At 61.8% G+C, this 11,532-nt stretch carries 11 protein-coding genes; 1 reads left to right on the top strand and 10 read right to left on the bottom strand.

Annotated features, from left to right (window positions below):
- From JNL55_RS09230 to JNL55_RS09185, 10 genes are all read right to left on the bottom strand, one after another.
- Positions 1-646: acyl-CoA dehydrogenase family protein (locus JNL55_RS09230; protein ID WP_293852306.1), on the bottom strand; the 646-nt coding region annotated here is incomplete at its 3' end.
- Positions 643-1,611 (bottom strand): hydroxymethylglutaryl-CoA lyase, encoded by a 969-nt coding sequence (locus JNL55_RS09225; RefSeq protein WP_293852304.1) that lies wholly within the window; start codon positions 1,609-1,611, stop codon positions 643-645. The genes JNL55_RS09225 and JNL55_RS09230, both read right to left, overlap by 4 nt.
- Positions 1,608-2,804 (bottom strand): CaiB/BaiF CoA transferase family protein, encoded by a 1,197-nt coding sequence (locus JNL55_RS09220; RefSeq protein WP_293852302.1) that lies wholly within the window; start codon positions 2,802-2,804, stop codon positions 1,608-1,610. Before JNL55_RS09220 ends, JNL55_RS09225 begins: the two co-directional genes overlap by 4 nt.
- 12 nt (positions 2,805-2,816) lie before the next feature.
- Positions 2,817-3,194, bottom strand: coding sequence for a nuclear transport factor 2 family protein (locus tag JNL55_RS09215; protein ID WP_293852300.1), 378 nt, complete (start codon positions 3,192-3,194; stop codon positions 2,817-2,819).
- Entirely contained in the window at positions 3,191-4,189 is a 999-nt protein-coding gene (locus JNL55_RS09210; protein ID WP_293852298.1) for an NADPH:quinone oxidoreductase family protein, read from the bottom strand. Before JNL55_RS09210 ends, JNL55_RS09215 begins: the two co-directional genes overlap by 4 nt.
- Positions 4,190-4,196: 7 nt before the next feature.
- Positions 4,197-5,357: an aromatic ring-hydroxylating oxygenase subunit alpha gene (locus JNL55_RS09205; RefSeq protein ID WP_293852296.1), complete on the bottom strand. Its 1,161-nt coding sequence runs from the start codon at positions 5,355-5,357 to the stop codon at positions 4,197-4,199.
- Positions 5,358-5,388: 31 nt separating this feature from the next.
- The gene (locus tag JNL55_RS09200) at positions 5,389-6,528 is read right to left on the bottom strand and encodes an acyl-CoA dehydrogenase family protein (RefSeq protein WP_293852295.1); all 1,140 of its coding nucleotides are present in this window, start codon (positions 6,526-6,528) and stop codon (positions 5,389-5,391) included.
- 6 nt (positions 6,529-6,534) lie between these two features.
- Positions 6,535-7,071 (bottom strand): VOC family protein, encoded by a 537-nt coding sequence (locus JNL55_RS09195; RefSeq protein WP_293852293.1) that lies wholly within the window; start codon positions 7,069-7,071, stop codon positions 6,535-6,537.
- Entirely contained in the window at positions 7,068-8,255 is a 1,188-nt protein-coding gene (locus JNL55_RS09190) for a hypothetical protein (protein WP_293852291.1), read from the bottom strand. Before JNL55_RS09190 ends, JNL55_RS09195 begins: the two co-directional genes overlap by 4 nt.
- A gap of 104 nt (positions 8,256-8,359) precedes the next feature.
- Positions 8,360-11,062 carry a LuxR C-terminal-related transcriptional regulator gene (locus JNL55_RS09185; RefSeq protein WP_293852289.1) on the bottom strand — a complete coding sequence of 901 codons (2,703 nt, stop codon included), beginning with the start codon at positions 11,060-11,062 and terminating at the stop codon, positions 8,360-8,362.
- A gap of 119 nt (positions 11,063-11,181) precedes the next feature.
- Here JNL55_RS09185 and JNL55_RS09180 point away from each other — a divergent pair.
- On the top strand, positions 11,182-11,532 hold a 351-nt coding region (locus tag JNL55_RS09180), incomplete at its 3' end, for an AMP-binding protein (RefSeq protein ID WP_293852287.1).

The raw sequence follows: 11,532 nt of genomic DNA, 5'->3' as shown, positions 1-11,532 counted from the left end.
GCGATGCACCGCTGATCAAACGAATCGGCGCGACGCTGATGCCGGGCGATTCCATGTCGATCAATAGAAAGCCGATGCCTTCTTGCTTGCGCGCCGATGGATCCGTACGCACCAGACAGAACATCCAGTCGGACTTGTCGGCGTAGGACGTCCAGATCTTGCTGCCGTTGACCAGGTAATGATCGCCGCGATCTTCGGCGCGGGTTTGTACACCAGCGAGGTCGGAACCCGCACCCGGTTCGGAATATCCCTGGCACCAACGGATTTCACCGCGAGCGATCCGAGGCAAATGAAGTTGCTTCTGCTGCTCGTCGGCGAACTCCAGCAAAGCCGGTCCCAACATCCACAGTGGGAAAGCGACCAATGGCGGGCGCGCGTCGATGCGATCCAGTTCGTCTTGCAGCACCTGCTCGTGGGCAGCATCGAGCCCGGCACCGCCGTATTGTTTGGGCCAACGCGGCACGGTCCAACCGCGTTCGACCATGCGGTCCAGCCAGAGCTTTGCGTCGGGATTGGTGAAGGTTTCGCGACGGCCGCCCCAGACGACCTCCTCCGGCGATAGCGGCGTGCGCATGGACATGGGGCAATTGCGTTCCAGCCAGTCGCGCACTTCGGCCCGGAATGTTTCCAGCTCGCTCGAACTCATGCGGGGGCACCGACACGGGCGACGGCCGATTCAGGCAACGGATAACGTCGCGTCCACGGCCCCGCCTTCAACACTTGCCCTGGCACATCGTGCCCGACCAGCGCAGACAGATCGGCGGCCGCATCAAGTAGCTTGCTGAGATCCACGCCCGTGTCGAATCCCATGCTTTCAAACATATGCACCAGGTCCTCGGTGCAGACGTTGCCGGTAGCACCCGGCGCGAAGGGACAACCGCCGAGCCCACCGAGCGAGGCATCGAAATGACGCACGCCCACTCGCAAAGCTGCGGCCGCATTCGCCAGCCCCATACCGCGAGTGTTATGAAAATGCGCAGTCACTTGCAGGCGCGGCCACTCGCGCAGGACTGCGTAGAACAACTGCTCGACTTGGGTGGGATTCGCCATGCCAGTGGTGTCACACAGACTCACCCGTGTAATTCCCAAATCGACGAAGCGCCTCACCAGGGCGAGCACTCGCGCTTGTGGCACGACGCCTTCGAAAGGACAGCCAAAAGCGGTAGACAGCGAAGCGTTGATAGCGACGCGCCTCTGGGCCACAGCCGATTGGGCGACGGGCACGATCCTGGCAAACTGAGCAAGCGAGTCGTCGCAGCCCATGCTCAGATTGGCACGGTTGTGACTTTCGCTCGCCGACATGACTAGATTGATCTCATCGACGTTGCACGACAAGGCACGCTCGCAGCCGCGCAGGTTGGGCACGAGCGCCGCGTACTCAACGCCCGGCACTCGTTGAATCCCTCGCATCACCGATTCGGCATCGGCCAGCATCGGAATGGCCTTCGGCGAGGAGAACGACGTGACCTCGATCTTGGCGAGGCCACTGCAGCTGAGACGATCGATCAGCGCGATCTTTTGTTCGGTGGGCACGAAGCGCGGCTCGATTTGAAAGCCGTCGCGAACTGCCACCTCTTGAATGAAGACGCGCTGCCGATCTGCCTGACTCACCTCTTACTCTCCTTCGCAGCAGCGCCGAGCCCCGCCAGCACTTCGGACGTATGCTCGCCCAGCGTCGGCCCGAGCCAACGGGTTCGGCCGGGTGTCGCGCTCAACTTGGGAACGATGCCGGGCAACGTCAGTTGTTGGCCATCCGCAAGCGTGTGCTGCTCCAACATACCGCGCGCCTTGTAGTGCTCATCAGTCGCGATATCGGCTGCCGAATAGATCTTGCCGACAGGCACCTCGGCGCGTTCGAGCACACTCACTACTTCATCGATGCCGCGCTGAGCCGTCCATGCACCGATGGCAGCATCAAGCTCGTCGTTACGTCGAACGCGGCCATCGTTGTGAGCCAGCGCGGGATCAGTCCCGAGATCGTTGCGACCGATGGCCTGCATCAGCCGCTTGAACAAAGCATCGCCATTGCCGGCGATCACGGCATGCTGACCGTCGCCGCATTCATAGGTGTTGGAAGGTGAAATGCCGGGCAAGCTCGCGCCGGATCGCTCTCGCACGAACCCTTGCGCCGAGAACTCGGGCATCAAGCTTTCCATCACGCCAAACACCGCCTCGTACAAAGCGACGTCGACAACTTGTCCCTTGCCACCGTTGGTATTGCGATGATGGAGCGCCACCATCGCGCCGAGTGCGCCGTACAGAGAGGCCAGCGTGTCACCGATGCTGACGCCGGACCGCACCGGTGGCCGATCTGGAAATCCCGTGACGAAACGCAATCCGCCCATGGCTTCGGCGATGGCCGCAAACCCGGGCAGATCCCGGCGTGGTCCGCTCTGGCCGTAGCCCGAGATGCGCACCATGATGAGTCCCGGATTGATGGCCGACAGCTGTTCCCAGCCGATGCCCCATTGCTCCAAGGTGCCGGGACGGAAGTTCTCGACAACGATGTCGGCCTCGGCCGCCAGCTGGCGCACGATGTCGCGCCCCTCTTCGCTCTTCAGGTCGAGCACGACTGACTTCTTGTTCCGGCTCTGCGCGTACCACCACAGCGACGTGCCCTGATGCAGCTTGCGCCATTTGCGCAGCGGGTCGCCCTGCCCCGGCGGCTCGATCTTGATCACGTCCGCACCGAACTGCGCAAACAAGGCCGCCGCATAGGGACCGGCGATCAGCGATCCCAGCTCCAGAACTTTCACTCCTTGCAGCGGCAAGGGCGTGGTGGCGGACGAGGCGGCAGTGCTCATGAGGGTTCCCTATTAGCGCCTCAATAGCGGCGCGATATGAGCACTATCCATGTATTCGTGCAGCCTGAAAACCTTGCCGTCACGAACCTGCCCCACCATGCAGGTCGGCGCCTCGATGGACGCATCGCCCACCTGGCCACGAAGCACATGACGCTGCACGAAACCGCCCTCGAAACAGGTGCGTTCGACGGCGTCGTACTGGAAGCCGACGACGGTGCGGCTGAGCCAGCGCAACATCTTCAAGTTCTCGTCGCGCACCTGCACCCGGCCCGAATAGTTGTGCCAGATCTGCACGTCGGGGTGATAGCAATCGGCCACTGTGTCCGCATCGCCCGCCGCGATAGCCGCGAACAAGCGCCGAGCCAGTGCATCGATTTCTTGGGGACTCATGAGCCACTACTCCCGCTGACGACGACCACCGACTTGCCAATCGTGGAGCGCGACGCCATGGCCAGCAGTGCCTCCGGAGCGGCAGCGAAATCGAACTCACGCCCCACCGGCGGAACGATAGCACCGCGCTCGAACAGGGCACTTAACTCCTCGCGACATCGTCGTGCCGCAGCCGCATCGTTGGCGCGAAACCAATCGACCTGCATGCCCAACACGCTGCAGTTCTTCAACAACAACCGGTTCACCGCCAACGACGGGATGGTGCCGCTACTGAAGCCGAGCACCACGATGCGACCGCGATTGGCAATGACTCGCACCGAATCGTTGAACACCTGGCCGCCGACTGAATCCAGCACGATGTCGACACCTCGCCCCTGCGTCGCCTGCTTGAGCACTTCGACAAAGTCCTCGTTGCTATAGTCGACCACCAAATCCGCGCCTTGCTCCTGGCATGCTCGTTTCTTGTCAGGTCCGCCAGCAGTCACGAATGTTTTCAATCCTGCCGCCCGCGCCAGTTGAATTGCAGCCGTTCCCAAAGCCCCGGCGCCGGCATGGATGAGTACGCTTTCACCGGGCTGCGCCTTGGCTCGATCGAACAAGGCGAACCACGCAGTTTCGTAGCTGACGGTGAGTGCCGCTGCTTGTGTATTTGTCATGCGCTCCGGCACGCGATGAACTTGCGATGCAGGCACGAGACAGAACTCAGCGAGTCCGCCGCTGGGTAGCGTCGTCGGCCCAGCGATTCGGACATCGATCAACGATTCGCCGCCGGGGCCGGCATCGACTACTTGACCGCAGACTTCCAGACCCGGAGTGAACGGCAACACCGGCCGCCGCTGATAATCGCCACGACACAGAAGCACGTCAGCGAAGTTGACGCCGCAGGCATGCACTTTCACCAACAGCTGGCCGTCCGAGACAACAGGAGTCGGCGACGCAATCAACTGCATGGATTGCGGCAGCTCTCCGACCTCACTGACAGACCAACTTCGCATGTGCCCGTCATTCCGCCTGCGGCAGTTCCGAGTCGCGGTGCTGTTTCAGGCAACGATGAAAGTGCTGCAGCGGGTACTCGTTGCGCCCGATCAGGAACGTTCGATTCGCTCCCGACGACAACGTGGCCTGAATGCGATCCGCCGCGAGATAGTCCTCGTCGCGAATCACCGCCTGAATGTAGTCGGCGTACTTGCGCATGCGCTCGCGCTGCTTGTCGTCGTTCTCGACCGGATTGCGGCTCAGGATGGTCATCAACGTGATCGAAGTGTCGATGGTGTCGCCCGGCAGGATCTGCGAAATCAACATCTGGTCGTGATAGCCACCGGCAATCGAAACGTTCGGATAGATGATATGCACCGGGAACACCGCATCCGAGACAGCCGGCAACGCAGTCGGATCGGAGAACCCACGCAGTCCTTCGCGAGCGAATATCAGGCGCTGATGCAAGCCGAACTGATCGCCCAGCATCGTGCCCTTGGTGTCTTTGCCCACCGACGGCCGATGCAACACATTGAAGTGATAACCTTCCATGTAGCCGTCGAACGCGACTTTCCAATTCGGGCCCGGCAGCGAGCGACGCTCAGCCACGTGCCATTCGCCAATCTTCAGTCCATCAAGCACGGGCAGATAGCTGCCCAGCCACGCGTCGATGTCCAGCGGAATGCCCGGCGTGAGAATGCCCCAGATGATGCCAGCACGCTCGACGCAGCTGAGCTGCGTAAGTCCTCGCTCGCTCTTGTTCACGTCGCCGAACAACTTCTCCTGGTAGATGCCAACGAGAGCACCCTGCGAATCGTAGGTCCAGGCGTGATACGGACACGCGAATCGCATCGCATGTCCGCAGCCGTTGTCGAGCAACTGAGTGCCTCGGTGGCGACAAGCATTGAGAAACGCACGCGCCACGCCATCCTTGCCCCGTACCAACAGCAGCGGAATCTTGCGAATCGTCAGCGCGCGATAGTCACCGGGCGCCTTGAGTTCAGCGCTATAGCCGAGCACCAACGGGCGGCGCATGAACAGCGCGTCCATCTCTCGCCGCCAGATCGCGTCGTCGAGATAGTCCGACACGGGCAACTCCATCGTCGCATCGGACTGATCCGTGGTGCGCTCGTTGAGATGGCGCAGCGAACGCTCTACCAGCGTCGTCAATGTCCCGGAATTGCTCATCGGAGGTCTCGAGGTTCGTGAATCGAATCCATCAATGGCCGCACAGCGTTCCGTAGCGGTCGCGGTGAAAGCGCACGTCGCCAAGCAGCACGTCGGCCACTGCTGCTCGTTTCAAAAACAAACCGATATCGAACTCGTCGGTCATGCCGTTGCCACCGTGCATTTGCACGGCTTCGAGTGCGACCTGACGAAATGTGTCGCCGACTTTTGCCTTAGCCGCACTCGCTAACCGAGCGACGCGATCTGCCTGTTGGGGATCGTCCAGCGCAACCAGCGCGCTCGCCACGCATGAACGCGACAGCTCGACATCGCAGTACAACTTGGCAGCGCGATGCTTCAGCGCCTGAAACGAGCCGATGGCCACGCCGAATTGGGTTCGCTCGCGCAGGTACGCCATGGTCCGGTCGAAACATTCCTGCAAGCTGCCGAGCATTTCGGCGGCGACACCGATGCGACCGGCGTCGAGCACTCTATCGATGATGTCGGCACCACCGTCTACTGATCCGAGCACGTCATCGGCGCTGACTACAACGTCGTCGAAGGAAACTTCGGCGGCGTTGCGTGAGTCGACCAAGTGCATGCGCTGAGTCGACACACCCTGCGCGTCGCTCTCCACCCAGAACGCCGTCAGGCCGTGACGTTCACCGCCGCGACCCGACGTTCTTGCGACGACGATGAACTTGTCGGCAACGTGCCCGTCGATCACAAAAGTCTTGTGCCCGCTGAGTCGAAAGCCGGCGCGGGAGCGCACAGCGGCCAGATTCGAGCCGTAAGGCTGGTGGTGATGAGACTCTTCCAGCGCCAGCGCCACGAGCAATTCACCTCGGGCAAGCTTCGGAAGAAACTCCGCTCGTCGACGCTCGTTGCTATCGAGTTGGCAAGCCGTGCCGCCCATCCACACCGTTGCGTGCAGCGGACTCGCCAACAGCGTGCGACCAGTCTCTTCAGTAATCACACCAAGACTGCGATAGCCGAAGTCCAAGCCGCCCAGTTCGGTCGGCCAAGGAATCGCCGCCCAGCCCAAATCCACCATCTCCCGCCACGTATCACGATCAAAGCCGTCGACGTTCGCTGAATCACGCAAGTGACGCAGCTGTCGCACGGGAGCGCGCTCGGTGCAGAACACCCGTGCACTTTCCGCCGCCATCAACTGCTCTTCACTCAACAGCATTTGCGACTACCGAGGGCGCTTGGCAGGTTCGAACATCTCCGCCGGATATTCCGGAATGGTGGCCGGCGAATCGTCGCCCACCAGCCGATGCGCTTCGGCGATGTCACCCGGCGTCAGATCCAGAGTCGGCAACGTGAACTCCACCATGTTCTTGTCTGGATCCAGCGTGTAGATCGAGGTGATGAACTCGTGCGTCACCTGGCTCACACGCAGGCCATGCGCCAGCCAGCGTTGCTTCTTCTCTTCCAGCTGCTCGAGCGTATCGACTTGGAACGCGATGTGATTGATCCAGGTCGGCAGGCCGAGGCCCGAGGACCACGACGACTTCCACTCGACGCCTTCCAGCTCGGTGAGATGCAGATCCCACAGCGCGAACAAGCTGCCGCCGCCGGTGTCGTAGAACACGTGCTTGGTCCAGCCCGCCGTCTCACCGCCCATGGCTTGACGCTTGACCACCTTCACCAGCGGAAAGCCCATCACCTCGGTGTAGAAATGATGCGAGACCTTGAAGTTCTTGGGCGCGATGGCGATGTGATGAATCATGAGGCACCGAGTTGATATTGAGTCAGCCAGCCATTGACGAGAGCCACCGCTTGTTCCAAGCGCGCCTTCTGTCCCGCGCCGCTGAAGTAGTGATTGGCGCCGGCAATTGTGTGGAGCGCTTTCCGCTCGTGACCGATGGCCGCGTAGATCGCATCGGTGTGAGTCGTCGGGCAGGCATCGTCGGCACCGTTGACCACGACCAGAATGGGCTTGGTGATTCGTGCCACTGCATCGACAGCGTCTACCTGCGCGTAGTCATAGCTCCACTGCGACAGCCAGCTGCGTAGCGATGAATATCGAGCCAACGCCGCCGGACTGTTGTTAGCCGCGCGCGGATCGCCGATATAACTTCCGACCTTGCGCTCATTAGGATCGATGGAAATATCCAGCCAGCGCGGATCAGCCATCGTGCCGTGTACGATGAAGGCGCGCTCGTCACTGTCGCGGCCTTGGCGACGCAATGTTTCCAGCTGCTCCAGCACCCAATCGGTAATCTTCCGGTTGCGCTTGAGTTGAGCCGCGCGATAGGTCTCGAGAAAGCCGCGGTCATACGGCGGCTGATTGGGATTCGCAGCGTCGTACAGATCCAGCCGTGCGTCGCGACGCTCGGGATCGTTCTCATCGTCGATAGACGCATCGAGAAAATCGGTGAGCAGATGGTGCCTGCTGCGATGAGACGCAAGCAGCATCAAGCCATCAGCCTTGGGTAACTCGAAGTCGACCAGCGGCGTGTACTCACCGGCTGCGGTCTTGACGATCCGGCGCTGCTCGGCCTCAGCCTGATAGCCCGCCATCAAGCTGCCGCCACCACTCCAACCTGCGAGCACGATTCTTTCGTAACCAAGCCGCTCGCGAGCATCGCGCACACAGGCAGCCAGATCGAGCAACAGATTTTCAAACTGCAGCGAGGCGTCGCCGTTGGTGTAACGGTTGGCGCAGCAGATGACGTGATGACCCGCTCTCGCCAGCGCCGGAAACATCGGCAGATAGGCCTGCGAGCCGATGGGATGCATGGCGACGATGACGGACTTGGATTCCGCCCGCCCACGCAACAGCTGCGCCTGTAAAGCGACGTGTTCGCCCACCGAGCCATACACTTCTTTCGCCGCCCCACGAGGCACCTGATACACGACCAGGTACGGCGTGCGCGTGTAGGAAGAAGCGGTGGAATCTTGGGCAGTCATCGCGTTCCCGGCGACCATCCGGCGCGCGAGGCAATTCGCGGGCTGCGGCGTCGATGGGGAGTTTGCGGGACTGCCCGCGTAATCTCGTCGTCAGAATTGACGATTCAGGTGAGCAGGCCGTGCCGGCGGGCCACCGCGATAGCCTGGGTGCGGCTGTGGACGTCCAGCTTGGTATTGATGTTCCGCATATGAGTGCGGACGGTGGACTCGGAAATGAACAGCTTTTCGGAGATGGCCCGGTTGGACAGGCCCTCGTTGGCCAGCCGCAGAGCTTCGATCTCCTTGGGCGTCAGCAATTCACTCGGTGTCGGCTGACCGCCACCTGCCGCCGCGCTGGCCTTCTGCACGGGTGTCGTCCCCAGCAATGCCTGAGCGAACTCAGCGACTCGCCGGCCATCCGACGGATCGCGGCTCCGTTGCAGCCAGTCCGCCACCACGGCCAGCACCGTCGGCCCTTCATCCAGGAACGTCCGGCGAAATCCCTCCGGTGCGGCCAGCGACAGCGCCTGGCCCATATGTAACCGGGCGAGTTTGCCCTGCCCCGTCGCTTGCGCAGCCTCGGCAAGCAGAATGCGAAGCTTCAACACGCGTCGCCGAAGTTGCCGCTGCTCGGCCCGTGCCAATGCTTCGTTGAGCCGGGGTAACGCAGTATCCGCGCGTTGACTACGAATCAAATGTCGAAGCTGGCCGATCTCCAACGTGTCCGCATCGTTGCCTGCAGTGGCCGAACGTGAAACGCGCTCCCACAACTGATCATCCTGGGCCGCGTTGAGTTCGGCGGCTGCGACGTCGATGCTGCCGCCGAGTAACGCATAGCGCGCGCGCTCCAATTTGGCACTCGCCACCACGCGGGGCAAATCGAGTCGATGACCGAGATGCTCCAGTTCCTTGGTGATCTGAAAGTGCCGTTCCGCGTCGCCGCCGATACCAGCGATGCGCGCGAGCAGCACGTGACCGCTGATGATCTGATCGGCCAGGCCGCCATCCTTGATCAACGGCGCATAGATGTTCAGCAGACGCTCCGCCTGGACCAGCTCGTTCGCTTCGTACAATGTCTCGGCCATCAAAATGCCCGCCATGGCGTTGGCCTTGACGTTGCGCAATGGCGAACTCGTGTCGGGATTGAGCGCGGCTCGCAAGCGCAACGTGGCATCACGCAGCCGGCCGCTCATCAATGCCATCGCACCTTCGATGGATTCGGTCACCGCGACGCTGAACATGGCAACTGCGGCTGTCTGCGTGCGCCGTGCTTCTTCGATATACGACTGCGCTTCATCGAAACTGCCCCGAATCATCGAGACTGTCGCCAGCGCGATCAGCAGCATGTGACGCGAGAACGTGGCGTGCTCGGGCAGCAGCGGTAGATTCTCGCGGCCTCGCTCATAAGCATCGTCAGGCCGATCCATCAACGATAGCAGCAATGGACGCAGCCCCAACGTGTACTCGGCAAAGGCCGGATTCGCTGGGCTATTGCGCTCCACGTCATCGAGCAATGTCAGTGCTTCACGCGGACCGCGCACGAAACTCAGTACCCACGCATGGATGAGTCGCAACTGAGGATATGCATCGAGCGCTGCCGGCGGCACGCTGCCAAACCATCGCGCCAACATGCGCATGCGAGCATCCATCAGCAACTGTTCAGCGTGTCGCGCTAATAACGGCAACGCGCGCTCTAGATCGCCAGACTGCAAGGCATGTTCGATAGCTCGCACCGGCCGCTCTTGCTGTTCGTACCAATGCGACGCCGCCAAGTGCACGACACGTGCTCTAGAAGGATGTTCCCGCTCCAGCTGTCCTCGCAGGAATTCGGCGAACAGACTGTGATAGCGATAGATGCCGCGCTCGCGGTCGACAGGAATCAGAAACAGATTGGCACGCTCCAACCGATCGATCACAGCCAACGCATCGTCTCGCCCACAGACCGCATTACACAGCGCCGGCGTGAACTCGCTCAGAACGCTGGTTTCCAGTAGAAACACGCGCAGGTCATCGGGCTGCCGTGCCAGCACATCCTCGGCGAGGAAATCTGAAATCGCTGCGTCGGAGCCCGAGAAGTCGTCGATCAAGCTGGCGTCGCCACTGCCTCGCTCCAGCGCCAACGATGCCAACGACAATCCGGCAGGCCAGCCTTCGGTGCGTTGATGCAGGCGTGCGACTTGCTCGTTGGTCAACGGCAGCTGCTTCTGCTCGCGTAACAGGTTGCTGGCCTCGTCGATGGAAAAGCGCAGCTGGCCCGGCTCGATGTCGAGCAACTTACCCTGGGCACGCAATCGTCCCAACCCGAGCGCCGGAATGCTGCGTGAGCCGATCACGATTTGCGCGCCAGGTGGCAGATGATCGATCAACTGTCGCACCAGGCCCAATGCCGCCGGATTCACCAGCGACTCGAACTCATCCAGAAACAGCAAGAACGGCTGAGGGTGCGCGGCGATGTGCTCGATGAGCTCGACCAACGCCGAATCGGCACCCGACTCAATCAGATCCGCGCCGAGAGCGGGAATGGCTCCGGCCAATGCCACTGCCAGCGCTGTGAGAAAGCGCCCGACGTCATTGTCCGCCGAATCCAGCGTCAGCCATACGCACGGCAGGTTGCTAGCGACGCAGCGCTGATGAACCTGCCGCATCACCGTCGTCTTGCCGAAACCCGCAGCGGCACGAATCACTACGATGCGGGCACCGCCGGCAGCGAAGATCTCGTCGCACAACTGCGAGCGGTTGACTTCGTGCGTGCCCGGCAGCGGTGGCCGGCACTTCAAAGCCAGCACCGGCTGCTGTCGGTCCGCGGCGAACTGACTTTGCTGTTTCATTGGCGCCAAACCATACTCGCTCGCGGCATTTTGCTTCAACCAGCTTCGTCATTTCTGACGACGACGGCCGTGTGGCGGCCCCGTAAGATGGGCACAACGAGCTGTCATCCGAGGGATGCGTGGACAACGCCCAGTACCATCGACACGCACCGCCGGCAGCGCCGGAGCGGCTCGCTGAACGTTTGCCCTCGCCCGGGGTCGATTGCCGGATCCTGCGCGACGGTTCGTTCCTGCTGCGCTCCAAGCTGCCGCTGGCCAAGCCGCGTGCTTCGGTCATCGCCATGCTCGAAGAGGCCGCGCAACGCCATCCGGATCGCGCCTTTCTACGTGCCAAGACCAGCGCCGGCGCATGGGCCGAACTGACTTTCGGCGAGGCTGACCGCGGTTCCCGAAGCATGGCTCAGTGGCTGCTCGACCAAGGGTTGCAGCCGGGAGACACGGTCGCGGTGCTGAGTGGCGCCGGCATTGAC

Source organism: Steroidobacter sp., assembly GCF_016790065.1.
Taxonomy (GTDB): Bacteria; Pseudomonadota; Gammaproteobacteria; order Steroidobacterales; family Steroidobacteraceae; genus Steroidobacter.
This window is presented reverse-complemented; position numbering and strand designations above follow the sequence as displayed.